Source organism: Streptomyces sp. NPDC094032, from assembly GCF_040303965.1.
In the GTDB taxonomy this organism is placed as follows: domain Bacteria; phylum Actinomycetota; class Actinomycetes; order Streptomycetales; family Streptomycetaceae; genus Streptomyces.
This window is the reverse complement of record NZ_JBEOUE010000012.1, coordinates 1-25,972: the sequence shown is the minus strand read 5'-3', so window position 1 is coordinate 25,972 and position 25,972 is coordinate 1. Positions and strand designations below refer to the sequence as shown.

22 protein-coding genes are annotated in these 25,972 nt (G+C 71.8%); 9 read left to right on the top strand and 13 right to left on the bottom strand.

Annotation, left to right across the window (positions count from 1 at the left end):
• Nucleotides 1-114 precede the first annotated feature (114 nt).
• Entirely contained in the window at nucleotides 115-1,062 is a 948-nt protein-coding gene (locus tag ABTZ54_RS18400) for a LysR substrate-binding domain-containing protein (protein WP_351664317.1), read from the top strand.
• Here ABTZ54_RS18400 and ABTZ54_RS18395 read toward each other — a convergent pair.
• From ABTZ54_RS18395 to ABTZ54_RS18385, 3 genes are read right to left on the bottom strand one after another with little or no spacing between them, the layout of a single operon-like run.
• Nucleotides 1,049-3,397, bottom strand: a complete 2,349-nt coding sequence (locus ABTZ54_RS18395) for an FtsX-like permease family protein (RefSeq protein WP_351664316.1) — start codon at nucleotides 3,395-3,397, stop codon at nucleotides 1,049-1,051. The two genes, ABTZ54_RS18400 and ABTZ54_RS18395, sit on opposite strands and share 14 nt — an antisense overlap.
• On the bottom strand, nucleotides 3,394-4,077 hold the full coding sequence (locus ABTZ54_RS18390) for an ABC transporter ATP-binding protein (RefSeq protein WP_351664314.1): 684 nt from the start codon (nucleotides 4,075-4,077) through the stop codon (nucleotides 3,394-3,396). Before ABTZ54_RS18390 ends, ABTZ54_RS18395 begins: the two co-directional genes overlap by 4 nt.
• Complete coding sequence (locus ABTZ54_RS18385) at nucleotides 4,074-4,598, bottom strand: PadR family transcriptional regulator (protein WP_351664312.1); 525 nt, start codon at nucleotides 4,596-4,598, stop codon at nucleotides 4,074-4,076. The genes ABTZ54_RS18390 and ABTZ54_RS18385 overlap by 4 nt, the downstream gene beginning before the upstream one ends.
• Before the next feature lie 229 nt (nucleotides 4,599-4,827).
• Between ABTZ54_RS18385 and ABTZ54_RS18380 the strand changes: the two genes are divergently transcribed.
• Nucleotides 4,828-7,020: a transglycosylase domain-containing protein gene (locus ABTZ54_RS18380; protein ID WP_351664310.1), complete on the top strand. Its 2,193-nt coding sequence runs from the start codon at nucleotides 4,828-4,830 to the stop codon at nucleotides 7,018-7,020.
• Between the two features lie 73 nt (nucleotides 7,021-7,093).
• On the opposite strand, the gene ABTZ54_RS18375 is transcribed toward ABTZ54_RS18380, so the two are convergent.
• From ABTZ54_RS18375 to ABTZ54_RS18365, 3 genes are all read right to left on the bottom strand, one after another.
• Nucleotides 7,094-8,923, bottom strand: a complete 1,830-nt coding sequence (locus ABTZ54_RS18375; protein WP_351664308.1) for a SpoIIE family protein phosphatase — start codon at nucleotides 8,921-8,923, stop codon at nucleotides 7,094-7,096.
• Between the two features lie 274 nt (nucleotides 8,924-9,197).
• Nucleotides 9,198-9,863 (bottom strand): cytidylyl-2-hydroxypropylphosphonate hydrolase, encoded by a 666-nt coding sequence (gene fomD, locus ABTZ54_RS18370; protein ID WP_351664306.1) that lies wholly within the window; start codon nucleotides 9,861-9,863, stop codon nucleotides 9,198-9,200.
• 143 nt (nucleotides 9,864-10,006) lie between these two features.
• Nucleotides 10,007-11,407: a class II fumarate hydratase gene (locus tag ABTZ54_RS18365; protein WP_351664304.1), complete on the bottom strand. Its 1,401-nt coding sequence runs from the start codon at nucleotides 11,405-11,407 to the stop codon at nucleotides 10,007-10,009.
• Nucleotides 11,408-11,558: 151 nt separating this feature from the next.
• Here ABTZ54_RS18365 and ABTZ54_RS18360 point away from each other — a divergent pair, with 151 nt between their 5' ends.
• Together ABTZ54_RS18360 and ABTZ54_RS18355 are read left to right on the top strand one after the other, a co-directional pair.
• Nucleotides 11,559-13,097, top strand: coding sequence for a ricin-type beta-trefoil lectin domain protein (locus ABTZ54_RS18360; RefSeq protein WP_351664302.1), 1,539 nt, complete (start codon nucleotides 11,559-11,561; stop codon nucleotides 13,095-13,097).
• A gap of 177 nt (nucleotides 13,098-13,274) precedes the next feature.
• Nucleotides 13,275-13,790, top strand: a complete 516-nt coding sequence (locus ABTZ54_RS18355; protein WP_351664300.1) for a dirigent protein — start codon at nucleotides 13,275-13,277, stop codon at nucleotides 13,788-13,790.
• Nucleotides 13,791-13,794: 4 nt separating this feature from the next.
• Here the strand turns inward: ABTZ54_RS18355 and ABTZ54_RS18350 are convergent, their stop codons facing one another.
• Both ABTZ54_RS18350 and ABTZ54_RS18345 read right to left on the bottom strand, forming a co-directional pair.
• Nucleotides 13,795-14,433 carry an HAD family acid phosphatase gene (locus ABTZ54_RS18350; protein WP_351664298.1) on the bottom strand — a complete coding sequence of 213 codons (639 nt, stop codon included), beginning with the start codon at nucleotides 14,431-14,433 and terminating at the stop codon, nucleotides 13,795-13,797.
• A 194-nt stretch (nucleotides 14,434-14,627) separates the two neighbouring features.
• Complete coding sequence (locus ABTZ54_RS18345) at nucleotides 14,628-16,298, bottom strand: fumarate hydratase (RefSeq protein ID WP_351664296.1); 1,671 nt, start codon at nucleotides 16,296-16,298, stop codon at nucleotides 14,628-14,630.
• Between the two features lie 232 nt (nucleotides 16,299-16,530).
• Here ABTZ54_RS18345 and ABTZ54_RS18340 point away from each other — a divergent pair, with 232 nt between their 5' ends.
• Both ABTZ54_RS18340 and ABTZ54_RS18335 read left to right on the top strand, forming a co-directional pair.
• The gene (locus tag ABTZ54_RS18340; protein ID WP_351664294.1) at nucleotides 16,531-17,241 is read left to right on the top strand and encodes a DUF1707 SHOCT-like domain-containing protein; all 711 of its coding nucleotides are present in this window, start codon (nucleotides 16,531-16,533) and stop codon (nucleotides 17,239-17,241) included.
• Between the two features lie 162 nt (nucleotides 17,242-17,403).
• The gene (locus ABTZ54_RS18335; RefSeq protein ID WP_351664292.1) at nucleotides 17,404-17,772 is read left to right on the top strand and encodes a WhiB family transcriptional regulator; all 369 of its coding nucleotides are present in this window, start codon (nucleotides 17,404-17,406) and stop codon (nucleotides 17,770-17,772) included.
• 87 nt (nucleotides 17,773-17,859) lie between these two features.
• Here the strand turns inward: ABTZ54_RS18335 and glpX are convergent, their stop codons facing one another.
• Nucleotides 17,860-18,894: a class II fructose-bisphosphatase gene (gene glpX, locus ABTZ54_RS18330; protein ID WP_351664290.1), complete on the bottom strand. Its 1,035-nt coding sequence runs from the start codon at nucleotides 18,892-18,894 to the stop codon at nucleotides 17,860-17,862.
• 117 nt (nucleotides 18,895-19,011) lie between these two features.
• On the opposite strand from glpX, the gene ABTZ54_RS18325 reads away from it, so the two are divergent.
• Nucleotides 19,012-19,545, top strand: coding sequence for a DUF4245 domain-containing protein (locus tag ABTZ54_RS18325; protein ID WP_351664288.1), 534 nt, complete (start codon nucleotides 19,012-19,014; stop codon nucleotides 19,543-19,545).
• A gap of 77 nt (nucleotides 19,546-19,622) precedes the next feature.
• Here the strand turns inward: ABTZ54_RS18325 and ABTZ54_RS18320 are convergent, their stop codons facing one another.
• From ABTZ54_RS18320 to ABTZ54_RS18305, 4 genes are all read right to left on the bottom strand, one after another.
• Nucleotides 19,623-20,216 carry a malonic semialdehyde reductase gene (locus ABTZ54_RS18320; RefSeq protein ID WP_351664286.1) on the bottom strand — a complete coding sequence of 198 codons (594 nt, stop codon included), beginning with the start codon at nucleotides 20,214-20,216 and terminating at the stop codon, nucleotides 19,623-19,625.
• Between the two features lie 114 nt (nucleotides 20,217-20,330).
• A complete protein-coding gene (locus ABTZ54_RS18315) occupies nucleotides 20,331-20,591 on the bottom strand; it encodes an exodeoxyribonuclease VII small subunit (RefSeq protein WP_351664284.1) in 261 nt (86 codons plus the stop codon).
• Nucleotides 20,592-21,205: 614 nt separating this feature from the next.
• On the bottom strand, nucleotides 21,206-22,417 hold the full coding sequence (gene xseA / locus ABTZ54_RS18310; protein WP_351664282.1) for an exodeoxyribonuclease VII large subunit: 1,212 nt from the start codon (nucleotides 22,415-22,417) through the stop codon (nucleotides 21,206-21,208).
• 241 nt (nucleotides 22,418-22,658) lie between these two features.
• Nucleotides 22,659-24,026, bottom strand: coding sequence for an APC family permease (locus ABTZ54_RS18305; protein ID WP_351664280.1), 1,368 nt, complete (start codon nucleotides 24,024-24,026; stop codon nucleotides 22,659-22,661).
• 54 nt (nucleotides 24,027-24,080) lie between these two features.
• On the opposite strand from ABTZ54_RS18305, the gene ABTZ54_RS18300 reads away from it, so the two are divergent.
• Both ABTZ54_RS18300 and ppgK read left to right on the top strand, forming a co-directional pair.
• A complete protein-coding gene (locus tag ABTZ54_RS18300) occupies nucleotides 24,081-25,100 on the top strand; it encodes a 4-hydroxy-3-methylbut-2-enyl diphosphate reductase (RefSeq protein WP_351664278.1) in 1,020 nt (339 codons plus the stop codon).
• Between the two features lie 30 nt (nucleotides 25,101-25,130).
• Nucleotides 25,131-25,877 (top strand): polyphosphate--glucose phosphotransferase, encoded by a 747-nt coding sequence (gene ppgK, locus ABTZ54_RS18295; RefSeq protein WP_351664276.1) that lies wholly within the window; start codon nucleotides 25,131-25,133, stop codon nucleotides 25,875-25,877.
• The last annotated feature ends 95 nt before the right edge of the window (nucleotides 25,878-25,972 follow it).

The window sequence follows — 25,972 nt, the reverse complement described above, 5'->3', positions numbered from 1 at the left end:
CTTCCGTGAGGGGTTGGACGGATCCCCAGCATGGCACGGAGTGCATTGATCAGTGAAATAGCTAGACTGGCTCACGTTGATCGAAGGTGGTTATCAGTGATTCCGGTCCGGCGTGTGAAGCAACCCAGCCTGTCCCAGCTCAGAGCCTTCGCGGCGGTCGCGGAGCACCTCCACTTCCGGGACGCGGCGGCGGCCATCGGCATGAGCCAGCCCGCCCTCTCGGGCGCGGTTTCGGCCCTCGAAGAGGCACTCGGTGTCCAGCTCCTTGAGCGTACGACGCGAAAGGTACTGCTCTCGCCCGCGGGGGAGCGGCTCGCGGTACGGGCCGGGGCCGTGCTCGACGCGGTCGGCGAGCTGATGGAGGAGGCCGAGGCGGCGCAGGCCCCGTTCACGGGCGTGCTGCGGCTCGGCGTCATCCCGACGGTCGCCCCGTACCTGCTGCCGACCGTGCTGCGCCTGGTCCACACCCGCTACCCGGAGCTCGACCTCCAGGTGCACGAGGAGCAGACCTCCTCGCTGCTCGAAGGGCTGGCCGCCGGGCGGCTCGACCTGCTGCTGCTCGCGGTGCCGCTTGGCGCCCCCGGGGTCACCGAACTCCCCCTCTTCGACGAGGACTTCGTCCTGGTCGCCCCCGAGGGGCATCCGCTCGCCGGGCGCGCGGACATCCCGCGCGAGGCCCTCAAGGAGCTCAAGCTGCTGCTCCTGGACGAGGGGCACTGCCTGCGCGACCAGGCCCTCGACATCTGCCGGGAGGCCGGCCGTACGGAGGGGGCGCCGGTCACCACCACCGCGGCCGGCCTGTCGACGCTGGTGCAGCTGGTCGCGGGCGGCCTCGGCGTGACCCTGCTGCCGCGCACGGCGGTCACGGTCGAGACGGCCCGCAACACGGCCCTGCACACCGGCTGCTTCGCCGCCCCGGCCCCGTCCCGCCGGATCGCCCTCGCCATGCGCACGGGCGCGGCCCGCCAGTCCGAGTTCGGCCAACTGGCGGGCGCGCTGCGCGAGGCGATGCGGGGGCTGCCCGTACGGGTGACGGGCGAGGAGGGGGCTACTCCGTCCTGAGCCCGTCGGCGCGCATCAGGCGCCACAGCAGCGGCAGGCTCAGCAGGGTCACCGCGGCGATGAGCGCCGCGCCGACACCGGCCACCGGCAGGAAGACGAACCAGTCCTCGACCTGCTTGCCGATCATCCGCAGGAGCACCGCGCCGAGGCCGAGTCCGCCGGCCACCGCGAGGGCGAGCCCGAGAACGATCGGCACCGTCGTCTGCCACAGCACCGACCAGCCGAGCGTGCTGCGCCGGGTGCCGAAGGCGACCAGCGAGGAGAGCAGCCGCCTGCGCTCGCGCAACTGCTCCAGGGTGGTGACCAGGAGCGAGGCCGCCACGAGGAGCATGGTCAGCGTGGCGCCCACCAGGATCCCGGTGCGGACGCTGGAGTACTGCGCGTCGCGCTCCATGTCGTGCAGGGTGTCGACGCGGGTCAGCGGATCGAGGGCGGCGACCGTGTTGCGTACGTGCTCGGGGGCGTCCGGCACCGCCGGATCGATCCGGATCATGACGTTGGCCACGGGGTCGTCGAGCCGGGCCGCGTCGAGCGCCTTCGGGGTGGCGAGCACCCCGAACTGCGTCAGGCCCATGGGGTCGAGCCGCGAGTCCACCACGCGGGCGGAGGACGGGATGCGCCAGGTGGGCGGCGGTCCGGCCCGGTGGCGGGCCACCTCGCGCAGGTTCACCGTGGCGCCCGGCTTCGCGGTCCCCATCACCCAGGCGTCGTCGGGCCCGCCCTTGCCGTGCGTGAGGGCGACGAAGACGTCGCCGTCCGTGCAGGAGGGCAGCGTGGCGAGCTCCTTCAGGGAGGCGCAGTCGCCGACGAGGACCGAGGTGATGGGGCCGGCGTCCCCGCTCTTCGGCAGCGGTCCGGGCCGCCACACGGTGGACTCGATCACGCCGGAGACCCCGGTGACGCCCTTGGTCTCGGCCAGCTTCTCGATCATCACCCGGGCCGTGCCGCCGTCGTGGGCGCGGACCCTGGTCTGCATCTGGGCGCGGGCGGTGTCCTGGTTGGTCGGCCGCATGAAGTCGTTCTGCATCGCCTGGAACAGCATCGACAGGGCAATGGCCCCGGTCGCCGCGACGACGATGCCGCTGACCGTGCGGGCGGCCGCGCTGCTGCTCAGCTGGAGCCTGCGGACGGCCAGCTGCCAGGCCACCGGGCCGCCGTGCAGCCGCTTCACCAGGGCCTCCACCAGCCAGGGCAGCAGCGTGGTGAGGCCGATCAGGGCCAGGGTGGCGCCGCCCGCGATCCAGGCCGTGTCGATCTCCGTCTGCTCGATCCGTACGCCCGAGACGGACGGGACCAGGAGCGCCGCTCCGGCCAGCAGGAGCACCAGCCGCCAGGCCAGGCGGCGGGGGCGCGGGGTCGCAGTCCTGACGACGCCGAGCGGCTCGATCGCGACCTCGCGCAGGGCGAAGAGGGTGACCGCGACGGCGGCGACCGGCACCGCGCCGACGATCAGGGCGGCGAGCCAGGGCATCGGGGACACGTCGGACGGGAAGGCGTTGACGTCCCAGAACTTCACGGTGCCGGAGAACTGCCGGGCGACGGCGAAGAGGACGCCGCCGGTGGCGAGTCCGAGCAGCGCCCCCGCGAGGGACTCGCCGGCCGCGATCCGCCGGGTCATCGCGGTGTCCGCGCCGACCAGCCGGAGCGCGGCGAGCCGCCGGTCGCGCTGCTCGCCGCCGAAGCGGACGGCGGTCGCGATGAAGACCAGCACCGGGAGCAGCAGCACCACACAGCCGATGACGACCAGCAGGAGCAGGAAGGCGTTCTTCTGCTCCTCGGGCACCGACCAGCCGTACGTCTTGCCCCGGCCGTCGTAGTTGTCCGTGGTCAGGGTGGAGCTGCCGGCCACGTAGCGCAGTTCGGCCGGGCCGATCAGCCCGTCCTGGCCGAGGGTGCCGACGGTCTTGTAGGGGATCCGCTCCCGCAGCAGCGCCCCCTCGGGGGAGTCCAGCAGGTCGGCGAGGGCGGGAGAGACCAGCATCTGGCCCGCCCCCGGCAGCGCTGCGGCACCCGGGGGCAGCGCGGGCCGTGGGCCCTCGGGGCGCAGCAGCAGGCCCGTGACGGCGTCGCCCCGGTACTCGGTCCGGTGGCTGACGTACAGAAAGGTGTCGGGGCCCGGCTTCGCGATCTCGTGGCTGGCGTCGGGCAGCCGGGCGGACTCCCGTACCTCCCGCTGGAACAGCATGTTCGGCAGGGACGCGGCGACCAGCAGCAGGGCCACGCCGCATCCGATGCCGGTCGCCGTCAGCGCCGTACGGATCCAGCCGCCGCGGCCGCCGGTGACGGCGAAGCGCGCGCCGAGCGCCAGGTCGCGCACCCAGGTACGAGGGTTCACGCCGCCCACTCCGTGTCCCGTACGGAGCCGTCGCGGACCACGATCTCGCGGTCGGAGTAGGCGGCGACCCGGGCCTCGTGGGTGACCAGGACGACGGCGGCGCCGGTGTCCCGGGAGGCGTCGGTGAGCAGCTGCATGACCCGCTCGCCGTTGAGCGAGTCGAGGGCGCCGGTCGGCTCGTCGGCGAAGATCACCCGAGGGGCGGTGACGAGGGCGCGGGCCACGGCGACCCGCTGGCCCTGGCCGCCGGATATCTCGCCGGGGCGCTTGCCCGCCACCTCCTCGACCTCCAGGCGCGCCATCCAGGTGCGCGCCTTCTCCTCGGCGCTTCTGCGCCGCTCGCCGTTCAAACGCAGCGGAAGGGCGACGTTCTCGACGCAGCTGAGCTCGGGGACCAGCTGGCCGAACTGGAAGACGAAGCCGAAGTCGGCGCGGCGCAGGGCGCTGCGCTGCCCGTCGGTGAGGGCGGTCAGCTCGCGCCCGTCGTAGTGGATGGTCCCGGCGTCGGGGCGGACGATGCCGGCGAGGCAGTGCAGCAGGGTGGACTTGCCGGAGCCGGAGGGCCCCATCACGGCGACGACCTCCCCGGCGCGCAGGGCGAAGTCGGCCCCGGCGAGCGCGGGCGTCGGCCCGTACGCCTTGTCGATGCCGCTCGCCCTGAGCAGCGGTTCGGCGCTCATCGGCGGATCTCCTCGGCGAGCCGGTCCAGACGGGCGGCGGTCAGTTCCAGCCAGCGGAGGTCGGCCTCCAGGTGGAACAGGGCGTGGTCGCAGATCAGCTGGTCCGCGAGGTCGCCGTCCTTCTTGCGCCGGGTGAGCTCGCGCATCAGGCGCAGGTGCTCGGTGCGCTGGACGTCGAGGAGCTCGGCGGCCCCGCGCCCGGTGAGCAGGGCGAGGACGACCTTGGTGAAGAGCGTCGACTGGAGGTACGGCTCGGGCTTCTCGGGGGTGGCCAGCCACTGGGCGACATCGGTGATGCCGGCTTCGGTGATGGCGTAGCGCTTGCGTTCGGGGCCGCCGCCGGCCTCGATGCCGTCGACCTCGACGAGACCGTTCTTCAGGAGCCGGGACATGGTCGAGTAGACCTGTCCGTAGTGCAGCGGCCGGTCGTGGCCGAACCGCTCGTCGAAGGCGCGCTTGAGGTCGTAGCCGTGGCGCGGGCCGGACTCCAGGAGTCCGAGCAGGGTGTGACCGATGGACATGCCGCCACTGTACATGGCGTGTATACGCACGATGTATAGCGCTGGTGGGACCCTCGTACGAGCGGATTGTGACCGGCGGCACACAACCATCCGGGCTTCCTGAGCGTCGGTTCCGTCGGGGGCAGGTGCTGATTGTCACGTCCGGAAAGTACGGATCGATCGGGCTTTGTCTCCATGGGCGGTGTTAGCTTTCCAAGCTGATTCCACGACGAGCGGAGCGACGGAAGACATGGGCCGAACGGGCAAGAGCCAGGCGAAGAAGGGCGGGCGCATACGCCGGCTCTTCACCTGGAAGAAACTCCTGGGCACCTTCTTCGTGGGCTGCCTGCTCGTCATGGGCGCCCTCTACACCGTCTACCTGATGGTCCCGGTGCCGACCGCCAACGCCGACGCGACGCTGCAGAGCAACGTCTACAAGTACTCCAACGGCAAGGTCATGGCCCGCACGGGCAAGATCAACCGGGAGATCGTCGGCCTGGAGAAGGTCCCCCAGGACGTCCAGAAGGCGTTCGTCGCCGCCGAGAACAAGACGTTCTACAAGGACAACGGCGTCGACATCAAGGGCACCGTCCGGGCCGCGTGGAACACCCTCACGGGCAAGGGCAAGCAGGGTGGCTCGACCATCACCCAGCAGTACGTGAAGAACTACTACTTGAGCCAGGACCAGACGGCCACGCGCAAGCTCAAGGAAATGGTCATCGCGATCAAGGTCGACCAGAACATGCAGAAGCCCGAGATCCTCGCCGGGTACATGAACACCAGCTACTACGGCCGCAACGCCTACGGCATCCAGGCCGCGGCCCAGGCGTACTACGGCGTCGACGCCAGCAAGCTGAACGTCGCCCAGGGCGCCTACCTCGCCTCCGTGCTCCAGGCCCCCAGCCAGTACGACTGGACCGCCGCGAGCCCCGAGGGCCGCAAGCTGGTCGAGCAGCGCTGGAACTACGTCCTGAACAACATGGTCGAGGAGAACTGGCTGGACCCCGGCCAGCGCGCGGGCCTGAAGTTCCCCGCCCCGCAGAAGCCCAAGGCCCCCAAGGGCATGAGCGGCCAGAGCGGCTACATCGTCGAGGCCGCCAACCAGGAGCTGCTGCGCCAGGGCGTCAGCGAGGAGGACCTCAAGGCCGGCGGCTGGACCATCACGCTCAACATCGACGAGAAGAAGCAGAAGGCCCTGGTCCGCGCGGTCGACCACGAGCTGGAGGCCAAGCTGGACCGCAAGGGCAGCAAGAAGCAGGCCGGCGTCCAGGCCGGCGCCACCTCCGTCGACCCGAAGACCGGCGCGGTCGTCGCCCTCTACGGCGGCGTCGGCGCCACCGAGCACTGGACCAACAACGCCACCCGGCGCGACTACCAGCCCGCCTCGACCTTCAAGCCGCTCGTCCTCGCCTCCGCGCTCGACAACGGGTCCGAGACCCAGGACGGGCGCAAGATCGGCCTCGGCACGATCTACGACGGCACCAGCAAGCGCCCGGTCGTCGGCAGCTCCATCCCGTTCGCCCCGGAGAACGAGGACAACGAGAGCTACGGCCCGGTCAGCGTCCAGAAGGCCACCAACAGCTCGATCAACTCGGTCTACGCCCAGATGATCATCGACGTCGGCCCCACCAAGGCCAAGCAGACCGCGATCGGCCTCGGCATGAAGGACGGCGTGGACTTCGGCGCGACCCCCTCGATGTCGCTCGGCGTCATGCAGGCCTCCACCATGGACATGGCCGGCGCCTACGCCACCCTCGACAACCACGGCGTCAAGGTCACCCCGACCCTCGTGAAGTCCGCCGAGCACAAGGACCGCAAGGCCGAGCCCGTGAAGTCGATCGGCGACCGGGTGATCAGCCGCGAGGCCGCCGACACCACCACCAAGGCCATGCAGGGCGTCGTCCAGTCCGGCTCCGGCTTCCGCGCCGCCGGCGACTACGCGGCGGCCGGCAAGACCGGTACCTCCGAGAACAACCGCTCGGCCTGGTTCGTCGGCTACACCCCCGAACTGGTCACCGCCGTCGGCCTCTTCGGCGAGGACGCCAAGGGCAACCAGGTCACCCTGACCGACACCATCAACCCGGGTCGCGCCAACGGTGGCCGCACCCCGGCGCAGATCTGGGGCGCCTACACCACCGCCGCGCTCGGCGGCGGCTCCGACGCCACCTTCGACCTCCAGACCGACGGCACCTCCGGCGGCGACGGCACGGCCCCGACGCCGACCTCGACCGCCACCGGGTCGCCCACGCCGACCACGACGCCCAGCGACGAGGCCACCACGCCGACCCAGCCGCCGACCTCGACGGCCACCACGCCGACCCAGCCGCCCACGTCGACGGCCACGACTCCGCCGGAGCCGCCGCCGACGAAGACGGACGAGCCGACCACGCAGCCGCCGCCGACCGGCAACAACGGCATCGCCGACGGCCGACCGGGCCAGTGAGACACGGCGACGGCCGGGCCCCCCGCACTGGGGCCCGGCCGTCGCCTTTCTCGTATCTCCGCCGCGCGCCGGATCAGCGCGTGGCCAGCTCGAACCAGACCACCTTGCCGCCGGAGAGCCGGGTCGCGCCCCACCGCCGGGCCAGCCGGTTCACCAGGAACAGGCCGCGCCCGCCCTCGTCGGTGTCCCGGGCCCGCCGCTGCCGGGGCAGCTGCGGAGAGTCGTCGCCGACCTCGCAGCGCAGGACGTCGGTACGGAGCAGGCGCAGCGTCACCGGACGCTCCGCGTACCGCACCGCGTTGGTCACCACCTCGCTGACCAGCAGCTCCACCGAGTCCGAGAGCTCCTCAAGGCCCCAGCGCTCCAGGGCCCGCCGGGCGAGCCGCCGGGCCCGGCCCGGGGCGGCGTCCTCCGGTTCCAGGAACCAGTACGCCACGTCGCTCGGCGCGATCCCGTCGAAGCGGGCCGCGAGCAGCGCGATGTCGTCGTCCCGGTCGCCCGGACCCAGCATGTCGAGCACGTCGTCGCAGAGCGCCTCCAGCGGCGGCGAGTGGTCCGGCCCGGTGAGCTGGGCGGTCGCGGCCAGCCGCTCCCGCAGCTGCTCGATCCCGGTCCACACGTCCCGCAGCCGGGACTCCACCAGGCCGTCCGTGTAGAGCAGCAGCGTGGCCCCGGCCGGCGCGTCCAGCTCCACCGCCTCGAAGTCCACCCCGCCGACCCCGATCGGCGCGCCCGGCGGCACCCGCAGGACCTCCGCCCGGCCGCCCAGATGCAGCAGTATGGGCGGCGGGTGGCCCGCGTTGGCGATCGTGATCCGGTGCGAGACCGGGTCGTAGACCGCGTACATGCAGGTGGCCATGCGGTTCTCGCCGAGCCGCTGGGCCTGCTCGTCCAGGTGGTGCAGAACCTCCTGCGGCGGCAGGTCGAGCCCGGCCAGGGTCTGCGCCGTGGTGCGCAACTGGCCCATGATCGCCGCCGAGGTCATGGAGTGCCCCATGACGTCGCCGACGACCAGCGCCACCCGGCTGCCGGGCAGCGGGATCGCGTCGTACCAGTCGCCGCCCACCCGGGCCGTCTCGGCCGCCGGGAGGTAGCGCGAGGCGAGCCGTACGCCGGTCGGCTGCGGCAGCGAGTCCGGCAGCATCGTGCGCTGGAGCTCGTCCGCGATGTACGCCTCGCGCCCGTACAGCACCGCCTTGTCGATGCCCAGCGCCGTGTGGGTCGCCAACTGGGCCGCCACGAGCAGGTCGTTCGGCTCGAAGCCGGCCCGCTCCGGGCGGCGCAGGAACACGGCCGCGCCGATCACCCGGCGGCGGCCGCGCAGCGGCGCGAGTATGGCCCGCTGCCCGCCGGGCACCGGGTGGTCCGGGCCGAGCAGCTCCGGCAGCGCCGCGCGGGCGGCCGCCGAGTCGCCGGGCACCGGCCGCACCCCGCGCAGCACCTCGGCCAGCGCGCTGCCCGAGCGGACCTCGCACAGCTCGGCGGCGGGGGTCGGGTCCGGGTCGGGCACGAGGACCAGCTCCTCGCCCTCCAGGTCCGTTAACCGCAGCCGGTCGGTGCGGCGCAGCCGCAGCACGAAGGGCTCGGCCGGCCGCTCGTCGCCCACCGGCAGCGGGTCGCGCAGATAGACCAGGATCGCGTCGGAGAACGTCGGCACGGTCGCCCGGCACAGGCCGAGGACGATCTCGTCCAGGTCGAGGCCGCGGGCGATCCGCCGGGTCGCGGCGCCGACGAACCGCAGCCGGTCGCCCTCACGCCGCGCCGCGGCCCCGTCCGCTCCGTTGCCGCTCCCGGGGGCGGGCACCGCTACGGCCGCCGCGGCCTCCTGTCGGGGCCGGGCGCGTTCCTGCGGCTGGGCAGCCAGGGGCTGGCGGCCTTCGTGGGAGGTGGGATGCTCCGTCACGCCTGGGGTTCCGTCCGTCCGTGCCGGTGGTGCGATGCACTCGCTCTTCTCGCCGATGCCGCGCTCCCCACGGGGCTAAACCCCCGGCGGGCGGCGGATGTGACGACGCCGCGAGCAGCGGGACCAGCCGAGCACACGTCCGCCACTGCTTGCTCCCTCATGGATGACTTACGGTCAGGTCCTGTGCCGTGCTCAGTGTTTGACGCACCGTTCGGTGATCAAGGACTTGCGGAGGACGATCCTACGGTTGCACCCCGGGGGCGCATCAAGGGTCTCATGGCGCCGTGTGCGCCGGGGTGCGATCCCAGTCGGCGGGCAGCCGGGGCACCGGCCAGGCGGGGTCCGGCCGCCAGTCCTCCCAGCCGTCGGCGAAGGGCGCCCCCCAGGAGCGGATCAGTTCGACGGCGGAACGCCCCGCGGCCTTGACGCGGGCCGCCTGCGCCGGGTCCATCAGGCCGGCCCGCTGGGCCTGGGCGAACTCGTCCTCGTCCCGCCACAGCCAGCTGCGGTCCGGATAGACCGAGATGTCGAGGAAGTGGTCCTCGGAGTCGACGCCGCCGGACCAACGGGTCCTGGGCTCCTCCAGGTTCACGTACCAGCTGCGGAAGCGCCAGCCCCGCTCCCAGAACAGCCAGACGGACCACGGGTCGTCGGGCGCGGCCAGCTTGAGCACCCCGCTGCCGAACCAGTGCGAGCGGGTGGTGGTGCGCGGCGCCGTGTACCGGGTGGCCAGCGGCTCCTCGTGCACGGGGGTGCCGTCGGTCAGGACCGGCCGGACGCATTCGGTGCCGGGCGCCATCCACACCGCGAGCAGCTCCGGGGTGTCCTGCACGACGGTCACCGGCCGGCAGATGTGCACGTCGCCGGTGCCGTTGTCGCGGTAGCGCCAGAGGATGTGATCCCCAGGCGCCCAGTGCTGGGGGCGGCCGGATCCTGTCATGCGCAGATCTTAGGGGCGCGCCCCCGGCACCGCTGCGGTGAAGGTCACGGAGGGGCCGGCGGTAGGCGAGAACGGGTCAGGGAAGGGGCGGGGGCGGCCGGGGGGCGGTCCGGGGTCGGTCGTGGCCCGGGGACGGGGGTCCGTCAGGGCCGGGTCATCCGCAGGACGTCCAGGGCCTCGTCGAGCTGCTCCAGGGTGAGGTCGCCCCGCTCCACGTACCCGGACTCCAGGACCACCTCGCGGATCGTCCTGCGCTCGGCCAGCGACTTCTTGGCGACCTTGGCGGCCTCCTCGTAGCCGATGTACTTGTTCAGCGGGGTCACCACCGACGGCGAGGACTCGGCGTACTCGCGGGCCCGCTCCACGTTGGCGGTGATGCCGTCGACCGTGCGGTCGGCGAGCAGCCGGGACGCGTTGGCGAGCAGCCGGACCGACTCCAGGAGGTTCTTGGCGATCACCGGGAGCATGACGTTGAGCTCGAAGTTCCCGGCCGCGCCCGCGACCGCCACCGTGGTGTCGTTTCCGGTCACCTGGGCGGCGACCATCAGGACCGCCTCGGGGATCACCGGGTTCACCTTGCCCGGCATGATCGACGAGCCCGGCTGGAGGTCCGGCAGGTTGATCTCGGCGAGGCCGGTGCGCGGCCCCGAGGACATCCAGCGCAGATCGTTGGCGATCTTCGTGAGGGAGACCGCGATGGTCCTGAGCTGCCCGGAGGTCTCCACCAGACCGTCCCGCGCGCCCTGCGCCTCGAAGTGGTCGCGGGCCTCGGTGAGCGGCAGTCCGGTGGCCCGGGCGACCTCGGCGATGACGGCCGCCGAGAAGCCGGGCGGCGTGTTGATGCCGGTGCCCACCGCCGTGCCGCCCAGGGGGAGTTCGGCGAGCCGGGGCAGCGAGGCGCGCAGCCGCTCCACGCCGTACCTCACCTGGGCCGCGTAGCCGCCGAACTCCTGGCCCAGGGTCACCGGGGTGGCGTCCATCAGGTGGGTCCGGCCGGACTTCACCACGTCCGCGAATTCGGCCGATTTCCGCTCCAGGGACTCGGCCAGATGGGCGAGGGCGGGAATGAGGTCGTGGGTGACGGCGGCGGTGGCCGCGATGTGGATCGAGGACGGGAAGACGTCGTTGGAGGACTGCGACGCGTTGACGTGGTCGTTGGGGTGCACCTCCCGGCCCCCGGGCAGGCGCTCGCTCGCGAGGGTGGCGAGCACCTCGTTGGTGTTCATGTTCGACGAGGTGCCGGAGCCGGTCTGGAAGACGTCGACGGGGAACTGCTCGTCCCAGCGTCCCTCGGCGACCTCCTCCGCCGCCTCCTGGATGGCGTCCGCGACCTCCTTGTCGAGCACGCCGAGCTCGGCGTTGACCTTGGCGGCGGCGGCCTTGATCCGGGCCAGCGCGGCGATGTGGGCGCGCTCCAGGCGCTGGCCGCTGACCGGGAAGTTCTCCACCGCGCGCTGGGTCTGGGCGCGCCACTTGGCGTGCGCGGGGACGCGGACCTCGCCCATGGAGTCGTGCTCGATCCGGTAGCCGGCTTCGTCGTTCATCTTCGTCGTCCTCCTGGCTGCGCTGGTCGGGGGGAGAGGGGGCGAGCGCCCGAATCCCCCTAAAAACATGAGCACTTGTCTTGTTCGACGTATTCCCAAGTCGCTTACCGGCCAGTAAAAACCGTGGGTAACCCCACTTCCAGGAGGCGCAATGAGGCGCACCAGGTACAGACTCCGCTGGCCGGTCGCGGCCGCCGCCACCGTGGCGGCGGTCCTCGGCAGCATGACGGCCGCGGCCCCCGCCGGCGCCGCCGACACGAGCGGCACCGGCAACACCGCCCAGATCACCTCCGTACCGCTCTCGCCCGAGCTGGAGGCGATCCGGGCCGCGGAGGCGACGAAGATCTACGGCAGCCCGGAGGAACGCCCGCTCGCCGAGCGCAGGACGGGCCTGATCTCCCTCGGCGACAGCGAGATCTCCGGCGAGGGCGTCGGCAGCTACGAGTCGCCGACCAACGGCCCCACCAACTGGTGCCACCGCTCGCCCGACGCCGCCATCCACCGCACCGGGATCCCCGCGGACCTCACGTTCAACGTGGCCTGCTCCGGCGCGTACACCGGCAACATCCGCATCGGCGGCGCGAAGCAGTACGCCGACGAGCTCGTCCAGAGCGACAACCTCGCCGTCAAGGCGCGCAACACCCGCATCAAGATGGTGCTGCTGGTCGCCGGAGCCAACGACGACCTCCAGTTCGGCCCCGTCATGACCGACTGCGTCCAGCGCTATCTGCTGCTCCAGGGCGCCTGCGAGCCCAAGTACGCGCCCGGCTGGCAGTCCCGCGTCGACGCCCTCGTCCCCAAGGTCGAGCAGACCGTCCGCGACCTGCGGACCGTCATGCGCGACGCCGGGTACGCGGACGCCGACTACAAGCTGGTCCTGATGGGCTACCCGAGCCCCATCGGCCCGGACTTCAACGACAACCCGAACTTCCCCGGCAAGCTGGCCTGCGGCGGCCTCGGCTACGACTCCGACACCAAGTGGGGCCGCAACATCGCCGTCCCGGCCTTCGAGCGCGGCATGCGCAGGGCCGCCGCCGACACCGGGGCGGTCTTCCTGGACAACTCGCGGCTCTTCCACGGCCACGAGGTCTGCATGGAGGACACCTGGGCCCGGGGCCTGTACATCGACCTCTCCAAGCCCGGCACGCCGGACGAGAACTCCGTCCGCCAGTCCTTCCACCCCAACTACCGGGGCCACGGCGCCTTCGCGTCCTGCCTGACCCAGATCTACGGCTCCGGCCTGCGCGAGGCGGCCTGCGCGGACGTCGACTCCACGGGCACCCCGACGCTCTTCCCGCTGGCCTGGGACGACGCGTACAAGCCGCTGAGGAACGCGGCCACCGGCAACTGCCTGGACGTCAACGCCTCCGAGTCGGCCAACGGCACCGCCGTGCTCGGCTGGGACTGCCACGGCGGCCGGAACCAGAACTGGTGGTACGACTCCGCCCGCCGCGCCGTCCACACCGAGCTCACCCAGGACCGCTGCCTGGACGTCCCCGGCGCGAACTACTCCGCCGGCACGGCGCTCATCCTGTGGAACTGCCACGGCGGGGCCAACCAGAAGTTCGTCCGCGACGGCGACACCCTGCGCCCGGCCTCGGCGACCGGCCTGTGCCTGACCCAGGGCGCGGCGAAGGAGGCGATCCGGCTGCGGGACTGCACCGGCTCGGCCAACCAGCGCTTCGTCTGAGCCGCACACCGCCGTCTGAGCCGCGCATTGTCTGACCTGCGCGTACGTGAGAGGGGCCCCGGCCGCCGTGGGGGTGGCCGGGGCCCCGCGCGTTCGCCCGAGTGGGCGGATCCGGGGCGCCCGTCGGAGAATGTGAAGCGTGCTCGGGGAGATCAGCCATCTCGCGGGAGGCAGCACATGATCCGCAGCTTCAGGAGGACGGGGGCGCTCGGCGCCTGCACGGTCGCCGTCCTCGCCCTCGGCACCGTCGCCCCGGCGCAGGCCTCGGCCGACACCGGCAACGGCAACGGCTTCGAGTTCACCCTGTACGCCAAGGAGGTCCAGGGGATGACGGCGAGCCAGAGCGCCCAGGCCCCCAAACTGGGGGACTCCTTCGCCTTCGCCGACGACCTCTACAAGACCAAGGACGTCAACGGCGACAAGGTCGGCCGGGACGGCGCGAGCTGCGTCGTGGTGCGCCCCGGGAACCCGATGGACCTCCAGTGCACGGGCACGGTCGTGCTCAACGGCGGCCCCGGCGGACAGCTCGCCCTCCAGGCCCTCACCTCCGTCAACCCCAACGACCAGGCACCGCCGGCGGCCGACATCGCCGTCACCGGCGGCACCGGCGACTTCAAGAACGCGCGCGGCTGGGTGCGCTCGACCCCGGACGGCGACTGGTCACGGATGGAGTTCCACATCGCGACGCGCTAGCGGGTCAGGACAGCTTGCCGCCGTAGTCCGGCAGCTTGAAGGTGCGCTCGGCGTGGCCGCCGACGAGGTCGGTGGTGTTGTTGCCGATGTTCGCGACGATCGTGTAGCCCTTGGCCTCGATCTCCGCGCGCTTCGCCGTCTTGTACGCGCCGACCTCGGCGAACAGATCGGGCAGCGACCGGACGTACAGCCCGTCGACCGGGTAGCCGGCCCGCTTCAGGTTCCAGTCGGTCAGGGACTCGACGATGCCGGGGCGGGCCGTCACGAAGAAGACGGCGACCCCGCGGTCGTGGGCGTCCCGGACCAGCTCGCGGACGTCGGCGATGGCGGGCGTCGGCAGCTCCCAGAACGGGTGGAAGTCCGTCTCCAGGGAGGAGTTGTCGATGTCGAGGACGATCGCCTGCTTCTCCCGCCCGGCGTCCGCGGCGCGCGCCTCGATGTAGGGGCGCGCCTCGGCCACCACGGCGGCCACGTCACGGCGCCAGGTCCGGTAGTCGACGTGCTTGACGGCGGCGGTCGACGTCACATGGGTGTCCGGGTCGGCCGCGGAGGCGGCGGGCGCGGGGCCGACGACGAGGAAGGCGGTGGTCAGGGCGACGGCGGCGGTTGCCGAGGCCTTGGCGCTGGCTTTGGCGGAGGGCATGGGGGCTCCCGAGGGTCGACCGGCTCAATGGTTGACATGCTCGCGGCCAATACTGGCCAGTAGGTGACGTCAGGGCTACCGGTCGGTAGCGACTTTCTGAGCGAAGATCGACACGGGAGTACGGGGGAGTACGGGGACGCCCCCCGGTCCGGAAGGACCGAGGGGCGCCGAGGAACGGAGGGGCCGGGTGCGGGTCAGCCGAGGCCCGGGCCGCGCACCGGGATGTGCGTGAAGGTCGGCTCCGGCGCCGGGTTCTGGAAGAAGTCGTTGCCCTTGTCGTCCACCACGATGAACGCCGGGAAGTCCTCGACCTCGATCTTCCAGACCGCCTCCATGCCGAGCTCCTCGTACTCGACGACCTCGACCTTCTTGATGCAGTCCTGCGCGAGCCGCGCCGCCGGGCCGCCGATCGAGCCGAGGTAGAAGCCGCCGTGCGCGCCGCACGCGTCCGTGACCTGCTTGCTCCGGTTGCCCTTGGCCAGCATGACCTTCGAGCCGCCCGCCGCCTGGAACTGCTCGACGTACGAGTCCATCCGGCCGGCCGTCGTCGGGCCGAAGGAGCCGGAGGCGTACCCCTCGGGGGTCTTCGCCGGGCCCGCGTAGTACACCGGGTGGTCCTTCAGGTACTGCGGCATCTCCTCGCCCGCGTCCAGGCGCTCCTTGATCTTGGCGTGCGCGATGTCGCGCGCCACGACCAGCGGGCCGTTGAGCGAGAGCCGGGTCTTGACCGGGTACTTGGTCAGCTCGGCCAGGATGTCGTCCATCGGCTGGTTCAGGTCGATGGTGACGACGTCGCCCGCCTCGTCCAGGTGGGAGTCCTCGGTCTCCGGCAGGAAGCGCGCCGGGTCGGTCTCCAGCTGCTCCAGGAAGACGCCCTCGGCGGTGATCTTCGCGACGGCCTGACGGTCGGCCGAGCAGGAGACGGCGATGGCGACGGGCAGCGAGGCGCCGTGCCGGGGGAGGCGGACGACGCGCACGTCGTGGCAGAAGTACTTGCCGCCGAACTGCGCGCCGATGCCGATCTTCTGCGTCAGCTCGAAGACCTTCTCCTCCAGCTCCTTGTCCCGGAAGCCGTGGCCGGTGGCGGCGTCGCCCTCGGTGGGCAGCTCGTCCAGGTAGTGCGCGGAGGCGTACTTGGCGGTCTTCAGCGCGAACTCGGCGCTCGTGCCGCCGACCACGATCGCCAGGTGGTACGGCGGGCAGGCCGCGGTGCCCAGCGAACGGATCTTCTCCTCCAGGAACTTCATCATGGAGGCCTCGTTCAGGACCGCCTTGGTTTCCTGGTAGAGGAAGGACTTGTTGGCCGAGCCGCCGCCCTTGGCCATGAAGAGGAACTTGTACGCGCCGCCGTCGGTCGCGTACAGCTCGATCTGCGCGGGCAGGTTCGAGCCGGTGTTCTTCTCCTCCCACATGGTCACCGGGGCCATCTGCGAGTAGCGCAGGTTCAGCTTGGTGTACGCGTCGTAGACGCCCTTGGACAGGGCCTCCTCGTCGCGGCCCGAGGTGAGGACGTTCTGGCCGCGCTTGCCCATGACGATCGCGGTTCCGGTGTCCTGGCACATGGGCAGGACGCCCGCGGCGGCGATGTTCGCGTTCTTGAGGAGGTCGAGGGCGACGAACTTGTCGTTGCTCGACGCCTCCGGGTCGTCGATGATCTTCCGCAGCTGGGCCAGGTGGGCCGGGCGCAGGAAGTGCTGGATGTCGTGGATGGCCTCGGCGGCGAGCCGGCTCAGCGCCTCCGGCTCGACCTTGAGGAACGTACGGCCGTCGGCCTCGAAGGTGGAGACACCTTCGGCGGTCACCAGGCGGTAGGGCGTGGTGTCCTCTCCCAGGGGGAGCAGATCGGAGTACGCAAACTCAGCCATGACGGGGGCCATTCCTCACTCGGCAGACAGCAGCGCCGCCTCCGTTGGCGGCGCACGCTCCAGCGTAAGACGCGGGCGCGGCGCAGATCCTGTGAGGTAAGGCTCACTAGGGCCTGTCCGGCTGCTCGGACCACTCCGCGATGGCGCGATCCGGTGCGTGGCGGCGGCGTCGTCCACAGGACACGGGCCCCGCCCCTGGTCGCGATCTATCGCGTTTCGCTAGGCTGAGGTCGTGGACCTCGAAAAGCAGCCCCAGCAGCCGGTCGCTCCCGCCGAGCCCGCCCCCGCGCCCCGGCCCGCCTACGCGGATCCGGAAGGGTCGCTGCGGGCCTCGGACGCCGACCGGGACCGGATCGCGGACATCCTCAGGGACGCCCTCGCCGACGGCCGGATCGACGCCGAGGAGCACTCGGACCGGATCGACTCCGTCTACCGCGCGAAGACCGTGGGCGAGCTGGAGCCGCTGGTACGGGACCTGCCGGCGGCCCGCACCGCGGGCGCGCCCGCGCCGACGCCGCTGTACGGTCCGGGCGACGACGTCGAGGGCCCCGCGGACAACCTGGTCGCGGTCTTCTCCAGCACCACCCGCAAGGGCCGCTGGCGCGTCGGGCGCAAGACCAACGCCTTCTCGCTCTTCGGCAGCATCGAGATCGACCTGACCGAGGCGATCTTCACCCAGCGGCTCACGACGATCAACGCCACCTCGATCTTCGGCAACGTGGAGGTCCGCGTCCCGGAGAACATCAGCCTGCGCGGCAGCGGCACCGGCATCTTCGGCAACTTCGAGGTGGTGACCCTGGAGGGCGCCGACCCGCAGGCCCCCCTCGTGGTCGTCAACGGCTACGCGGTCTTCGGCAACGTCGAGGCCAAGCCCAAGCGCGGCAAGTGGATCACCGACCTCCAGGCCCGCGTCCAGGACAAGCTGCGCAAGCACCTGGACTGACGCCCACGGTCCGCTTCTCCGGACGGCGTCCGAAGGTGACCGGAATTCGCCGCCCGGTGTCCGCGCTGCGGAACTCGGCGGCACGCAGTGCATAGGCGCGCGCACAGCGGGTAGGGCTGGTGCATCGTCGCTCGCTCGCGAAGCCGTCGTCAGGAGTAGACCGTGCTGCACATGCCGCATCAGCCCCTCCAGGTCGCCGCCGTGCCGTCCCAGCGCGTCCCCGCGCGGGAGGACGAGGCCGGCCCCTGGCACACGGAGGCGGTGTGCCGTCGGGACGAGGCCGGACTGTTCTTCGCCCCGTCCAAGGAGCCCACCGCCGCCCGGCTCTCCCGTGAGGAGGCCGCCAAGCGGGTCTGCGCCCGCTGTCCCGTGATGGTCGCGTGCCGCGAGCACGCGCTGCTCCAGCCCGAGCCGTACGGGGTGTGGGGCGGGCTCACCGCCGCCGAGCGCCGTGTCGTGCTCGCCCGGCGCCGCCGCCGGGACGTCGAGCTCAGGAAGACCGCCGCCGAGGGGATCGCCAAGGCCGGCTGACGGGTCCGTCGCCCGTACGGGAAGGGGCGCCCCCACCGCACATGGGGGCGCCCCTCTTCGTACCGTCGTCGCGTCGGCCGCGACCGCCTACTTCGCGCGGTCGAAGTCGATCTTGCTGTACGCGCGCAGCTTCGAGAGCCGGTGCGTGGAGTCGATCTGGCGGATGGTGCCGGACTTCGAGCGCATGACCAGCGACTGGGTGGTCGCCGTCTCGGCGCGGTAGCGCACCCCGCGCAGGATCTCGCCGTCGGTGATGCCGGTGGCGACGAAGAAGACGTTCTCGCCGGAGACCAGGTCGTTGGTGGAGAGCACCCGGTCCAGGTCGTGGCCGGCGTCCAGGGCCTTCTGGCGCTCGGCCTCGTCCTTCGGCCACAGCTTGCCCTGGATGACGCCGCCGAGGCACTTTATGGCGCAGGCGGAGATGATGCCCTCGGGGGTGCCGCCGATGCCCATGAGCATGTCGACGCCGGTGCCCTCGCGGACGGCCATGATCGAACCGGCGACGTCGCCGTCCGAGATGAACTTGATCCGGGCGCCGGTCTCGCGGATCTCCTTGACGATGCCCTCGTGGCGCGGGCGGTCCAGGATGACGACCGTGATGTCCTCGGGGGAGGAGTTCTTGGCCTTGGCGACCCGGCGGATGTTGACCGAGACGGGGGCGTTGATGTCGACGAAGTCGGCGGCCTCGGGGCCGGTGACCAGCTTGTCCATGTAGAAGACCGCGGACGGGTCGAACATGGTGCCGCGGTCGGCGGCGGCCAGTACGGCGATGGCGTTCGGCATGCCCTTGGCGTTCAGGGTGGTGCCGTCGATCGGGTCGACCGCGATGTCGACCTCGGCGCCGGTGCCGTCGCCGACCCGCTCGCCGTTGAACAGCATCGGGGCTTCGTCCTTCTCGCCCTCGCCGATGACGACGACGCCGTTCATCGAGACGGTGGAGATCAGGGTCCGCATGGCGTTCACGGCGGCGCCGTCCGCGCCGATCTTGTCACCGCGGCCGACCCAGCGGCCCGCGGCCATGGCGGCGGCCTCGGTGACCCGGACCAGTTCGAGGGCCAGGTTGCGGTCGGGGGCCTCGGGGGAGACCTCCAGTTCGGGCGGGAGGAGGTGGTGCTCGGTCATCGGAGCGCACCTTTCTGTACGGCGACGGCCGGATAAAAGAGGGTGATGTGACTCTATCGTCAGGTCGACAAAATGAGCAGAGGGGCCCACGTATGAGCACGAGACCTTGATGCGACCATGGGGGGCGTGGCAGGTATGCGAGGCAGGCAGACGGTACGGGGGATGTTCCAGTCCCTCGGGGTGATCATGGTCGCGGCGGGCGTGATGTATCTCTTCATCCCGCACGACGACAAGGCGGAGCCGGTCAAGGCCAAGGACTACCGGGTCGAGCTCCTGACGGCCCAGCGGGCGGCGCCGTACCCGGTGCTGGCCCCCGAGGGCCTCGGTGAGGGCTGGCGCGCGACGGTCGTCTCGTACAAGCGGGAGAACCACGACGCGTGGCAGCTGGGCTTCCTGGACCCGGACACCCAGTACGTGGCGATCCACCAGTCGACCGAGGAGGCGCGCAAGTACGTGCCCGACGTCACCCAGCAGGCGAAGAACTCCGGGAAGACCGAGACGGTCGCCGGAAAGGTCTGGCAGCGCTGGGAGGGGCCGAAGTACGACGCGCTGGTACGGACCGAGGACGGCGCGACGACCGTCGTGACGGGCACGGCGTCGTTCGACCGGCTCGCGCAGATGGCGGGCGCGCTGCAGGCGAAGAAGGCGTAGGTGTAGGTACGACGAAGAACCCCCGGGCGCTGGGCGCCCGGGGGTTCTTCGCTGTGTCCTGCGTCCGTCCGAACGGATCAGACGGTGGTGATGACGTCCTCGTAGGAGAGGCGCGGCTGGCGCGGGAACGGGGAGGCGTCCTCGCCCGGCTTGCCGATGTTGATGACCATCAGCGGGCTGTGGTCGGCGTCGAGGAACTCCTTCTGGACACCCTCGAAGTCCAGACCGGTCATCGGGCCCGCGGCCAGGCCGGCGGCGCGGATGCCGACGATGAAGTAGGCGGCCTGGAGGGCGCCGTTCAGCAGCGCGGACTGCTCGCGGACCGGACGCTCGGAGAAGAAGAGGTCCTTGGCCTGCGGGAAGTGCGGCATCAGGGCCGGGAGCTCCTCGTGGAACTCGTTGTCGGCGGAGAGGATCGCGACCAGCGGGGCGGCGGCGGTCTTGGGCTGGTTGCCCTCGGCCATGTGCTTCACCAGGCGCTCGCGGGCCTCGGGGGAGCGGACCAGGGTGATACGCAGCGGGGTCTGGTTGAACGCGGTCGGGCCGTACTTGACCAGGTCGTAGATCGCCTGGACCTGCTCCTCGGTCACCGGCTCGTCGGTGAACGTGTTGGCGGTGCGGGCCTCACGGAAAAGGAGGTCCTGGGCGGTGGGGTCAAGGGCGAGGGACATGCTGCGTACCTTCCGGGTGTACGGGGCTATGGCTCGACAGTACGCCGGGATAGGTGAAACTTCAACAATCCTATCCGGATAGTGATCCGCTTCACAGGGAGTCTACTCGACCCCCTACTCGGCCCCGGAGGCGCTGCCGCCCTCCGCCGGGGAGTCCTCCGTCCGCTCCGCAGCGAGCGAGGCGTCCAGACGGGCACGAGCCCCCTCCAGCCAACGCCGGCACACCTTCGCCAGCTCCTCACCGCGCTCCCAGAGCGCCAACGACTCCTCAAGCGTCGTGCCACCCGCCTCCAGCCGCCGGACGACCTCGATGAGCTCGTCGCGCGCCTGTTCGTAACCGAGTGCAGTCTCTTCCGCGCCCGCGCGTGCCGCCATGTCATCCACCCTTGTCTGTCAGTTCCTTGACGTTGCTCTGTAGTTCTCGACGATTCTCTGATGTTCGGGGCGAGGACGGCGCCGGTGGCGGGCGGGCCGCTTGCGCTGTTCGGGGGCGGGATCCGCGCGGGGTGGAGCGGGGCCGGGGGCCTGCCGGGGGCGCCGGCGCGGTGTGGCCCACCGGTCGGGAGCGCTTTCCGGGGCGTCCGGGAGGCTGTCCCGGGCGCGTGGGGGCCGTTCCCGCGCGCGGTGAAGCGGTACCGCGTGTCGGCGAAGCCGTCCTGTTCGTCCAGGGGCTGTCCCGTGTCGCTCTGCGGTCCTGAGGCCGTTCCGTGGGCTCGCCCGGGGTCCTGCGCGCCCCCCCCGGGCTTCGGCCCGCAGTCCCGCGGGCTGTCCCAGGGCGTCGGCCCGCTGTCCTGCGGAACGTACCGCAGGCTCGGCCTGCGGCCCCGCGACCGTCCCGTGGGGTCGGCCCGCTGTCCCGCGCGCCGCCCCCCGGCTTCGGCCCGCAGTGTCGCGGGCTGTCCCAGGGCGTCGGCCCGCCGTCGCGCGGACCGTACCGTGGGCTCGGCCTGCGGCCCTGTGGGCCGCCCCGCCGCCCCGCCGCCCCGGCGTCAGCTCGCGGTCCTGCGGACCGTGAACTCGCCCGCCGCGACCCGCGCCCGCAGCTCCTCGTCCACCGCCACCTCCTCCGGATCCCGGACCACCGACCCGTCCGCCCGCTGGAGCACCGCGTACCCCCGCTCCATCGTCGCCGCCGGCGACAACGCCCGGACCCGGGCCCGCGTGTGCGACAACTCCGACTCCGCCCGGTCGAGGAGATGCCCGAAGGTGCGCCGGCCCCGGGCCAGCAGCGCCTCCACCTCGTCCTCGCGGACCTCGACCATCCGCTGCGGGTGCTCCATCACCGGCCGGGCCAGCGCGTGCGCGAGGCCCCGCTCCTCCCGGTCAAGGAGCCCCCGCACGGTCCGCAGCGCCCGGTCCCGCAGGCCCTGCACCCGGTCCAGCTCCTCGCCCACATCCGGCACCACCTTCTTCGCGGCGTCGGTCGGCGTGGACGCCCGCAGGTCCGCGACCAGGTCGAGCAGCGGCGAGTCCGGCTCGTGCCCGATCGCCGAGACCACCGGCGTACGGCACTCCGCCACCGCCCGGACCAGCTGCTCGTCCGAGAACGGCAGCAGATCCTCCACACTGCCGCCGCCCCGCGCCACGATGATCACGTCCACCCCCGCGTGCGCGTCCAGCTCCCGCACGGCCTGCACCACCTGGGGGACGGCCTTCACGCCCTGCACCGCCACGTTCCGCACCTCGAACCGGACGGCGGGCCAGCGCCGCCGCGCGTTCTCCAGGACGTCCCGCTCGGCCGCCGAGGCCCGCCCGACGACCAGCCCCACCAACTGCGGCAGGAACGGCAGCGGCTTCTTGCGGTCCAGGGCGAAGAGCCCCTCCGCGCCCAGGCTCCGCTTCAGCTGCTCAAGCCGGGCCAGCAGCTCGCCGATCCCGACCGGCTTGATCTCCGCCGCCCGCAGCGACAACTGCCCCCGAGGCGCGTACCACTCCGGCTTCGCGTGCACCACGACCCGGGCGCCCTCGGAGACGACGTCGGCGACGGCGTCGAAGACCTGGCGATAGCAGGTCACGTTGATCGAGATGTCGTACGAGGGATCCCGCAGCGTCAGGAACACGACCCCGGCCCCCGGCCGCCGCGACAACTGCGTGATCTGCCCCTCGACCCAGATCGCCCCCAACCGGTCGATCCACCCCCCGATGAGCCGGGAGACCTCCCCGACAGGCAACGGCGCTTCAGCGGACGTGTTCAGACCCATGCGCCGAGCGTAACGGTGCCCTCGGACAAGCGGCCGAACCACGCGGCCCAGCCCAGCCCGTTGTGGGCAATCGTCCCGCTGGGGCGGGACGGGTGGGCACAACGGGACGGCGCCCTCAGCGGCGCCCCCGCTCCCCGCAGCCCGTCCCACCAGCACCGCGCCCGTACAGCGGCCTCCGCCCCAGCAGCCCGTCCCACCAGCACCGCGCCCAAGCAGCCGCCTCCGCCGCACCACCCAAACGTCAAACCACCCGCCCCGTCCCCTGCATCGCCAACACCACCAACCCCACCCCCAACCAGATCACCCCCACCACCTGCGCCGCAGCCGACGCCTCCACAATCACCACCACCAGAATCCCCGCCCCCAGCACCGGCGCCACCACATGCAGAAACCAGTGCGGCGCCCCCTCCATCCGCCGCACCGCGAACCACCCCACCACGCTCGCGTGCAACAGCACGAACGCCGTCAGCGCCCCCACATCCACCACCGACACCAACTGGTCGAGACCGTCGTCCCGCCGCGCCGCCCACACCGCCGCGACCATCGTCACCGTCGCCGACACCAGCAGCGCCACCCGCGGCACCCCCGAGTCCGTCCGCGCCAGCACCCTCGGCAGCCGCCGGTCGCGGCCCATCGCGAACAGCAGCCGCCCGCCCGCCGCCTGCCCCGCCAGCGCCGCGAACGCCGCGCCGATCGCCTTCGACACCGCGACCAGATCGTGCAGCCAGCCCCCCACCGTCGCCTCGATCGCGTCGTAGAACGCGGAACCCTGCGCCCCGGGATCCGCCGCCAGCTCCTTCGACGAGAGCGGCTCAAGGAGCGCGATCAGCCAGGTCTGCGCCACGAACAGCACACCGGCGAGCGCCAGACAGAACAGCACCGCCCGCGCCACCTTCGCCGACCCCCCGGTCACCTCCTCCGCGAAGGACGCGATGGCGTCGAAGCCCAGATACGACAGGACCGCCACCGACACCGCCCCCAGCACCGCCACCGCCGAGAACCCCGCGTCCCCGACCAGCGGCGACCACCAGTCGCGCCGCGATCCGTCCCGTACCAGAACGACCACCGCCGACACCACGAAGACCAGCAGGACCACGATCTCCATCGCCAGGACCGCGAAGCCGACCCGGGCCGCCGCCCGTACCCCCCAGAGATTGAGCAGCGTGGTCAGGACGACCGCGATCACCGTCCACACCCACCGGTCCACCTCCGGGACCAGCGCCTCCATGGCGATCCCCGCGAAGAGGTACGCCACGGCCGGGATCAGCAGGTAGTCGAGCATCGCCATCCACCCGGCGATGAACCCCGGCCCCTCCCCGAGCCCCTTGCGCGCGTACGTGAAGACCGAGCCGGCCTGCGGCGCGACCCGCACCATCTGCGCGTAACTCAGCGCGGTGAAGGCCATGGCGACGGTCGCCACCAGGTACACCAGTGCGACCGCGCCATGCGATTTCGCGTCAAGCGTGCCGTACACGCCGACCGGGGCCATCGGCGCGATGAAGAGCAGTCCGTACACGACGAGATCGCGAAACCCCAGGTTCCGGCGGAGTCCCGTGTGCCCCGCGACCTGCGCGTCCTCCGGTGCCTGCCCCCGCGCGTCCTCTGCCATGGCGCCAGTCTCGGCCACCGCACCGCTCCGAACGCTGACCGACGCGGCCTTACGATGGGACGCATGACTGCAACGCCCGCGTCGACGCCCGCGACGAACCGCCCGAAGCGTGTCCTGCTCGCCGCTCCCCGCGGCTACTGCGCCGGTGTGGACCGTGCCGTGATCGCCGTGGAGAAGGCCCTGGAGCAGTACGGGGCCCCGATCTACGTCCGGCACGAGATCGTCCACAACAAGTACGTCGTGCAGACCCTGGAGCGGAAGGGCGCGATCTTCGTCGACCAGGCGACCGAGGTGCCGCCGGGCAACATCGTGATGTTCTCCGCCCATGGCGTCGCCCCGACCGTCCACGAGGAGGCCCGCCAGGGCCGGCTCGCCACCATCGACGCCACCTGCCCGCTGGTGACGAAGGTGCACAAGGAAGCCGTCCGGTTCGCCAACGAGGACTTCGACATCCTCCTCATCGGCCACGAGGGCCACGAGGAGGTCATCGGCACCTCCGGCGAGGCCCCCGACCACATCCAGCTCGTCGACGGTCCCGGCGACGTCGAGAAGATCGAGGTCCGCGACCCCGACCGCGTCGTCTGGCTCTCCCAGACCACGCTCTCGGTCGACGAGACGATGGAGACGGTCGACGCGCTGAAGGACAAGTTCCCGAACCTGATCTCCCCGCCGTCCGACGACATCTGCTACGCCACGCAGAACCGCCAGATCGCGATCAAGGAGCTGGCCGGTCAGGCAGAGCTGGTCATCGTCGTCGGCTCGAAGAACTCCTCGAACTCGATCCGCATGGTCGAGGTAGCCAAGCAGTCCGGCGTCCCCGCCGCGTACCTGGTCGACTTCGCCAGCGAGATCGACGAGGCCTGGCTGGAGGGCGTCACCAGCGTCGGCCTCTCCTCCGGCGCCTCCGTCCCGGACGTGCTGGTCCAGGAGGTCCTGGAGTGGCTGTCCCAGCGCGGCTACGCCGACGTGGAGATCGTCAAGACCGCCGACGAGTCGCTGACCTTCTCCCTCCCCAAGGAGCTGCGCAACAAGGACCTGCGCGCCCACGCGGCGGGCCTGCTCGAAAACGAGTGACGCAGGGCTCCGGCCCGTAACGTTGGGTCCATGAACGTCTTCGGAGTGGACATCGGCGGCTCGGGCATCAAGGGAGCCCCCGTGGACCTGGAGCGCGGCGACCTGGCCGAGCCGCGCCACAAGGTACTGACCCCGCAGCCCGCCACACCCGACGGTGTGGCGGGCTGCGTCGCGGAGGTCGTGGAGCGCTTCGGCTGGCAGGGGCCGGTCGGCGTCACCTTTCCCGGCGTGGTGACCGGCTCCACGATCCGCACGGCGGCGAACGTCGACAAGTCCTGGATCGGCGTCGACGCCGGCACGCTGCTGGGCGACCGGCTCGGGGGCCTGCCGGTCACCGTCCTCAACGACGCGGACGCGGCGGGCATCGCGGAGATGGCGTACGGCGCGGGCCGGGGGCGCAAGGGCACCGTCATCCTGCTCACCCTCGGCACCGGCATCGGCTCCGCCGTCTTCGTCGACGGGCGGCTCGTGCCCAACACGGAGCTGGGCCACCTGGAGCTGAAGGGCCACGACGCCGAGAAGCGGGCCTCCTCGAAGGCCCGGGAGGACGAGGAGCTCAGCTGGGAGCACTGGGCTACGCGGCGGGTGCAGAAGTACCTGGCGCACGTGGAGATGCTGTTCTCGCCGGAGCTCTTCATCATCGGCGGCGGCGTGAGCCGCAAGGCGGACAAGTTCCTGCCGCTGATCGAGGGGATCAAGGCGGAGATCGTGCCGGCGGAGCTGCAGAACAACGCGGGGATCGTGGGGGCGGGGATGGCGGCTGGGCCGGGGCGCTGAGGCTGTCCGGTGGTCCGGCGGGGGTCGGGGGCGGGGCTGGGGTAGGGGGTGTCCGGACTGCGACCTTCACTTCGCTGCGCTCGTTACGGGCGCCG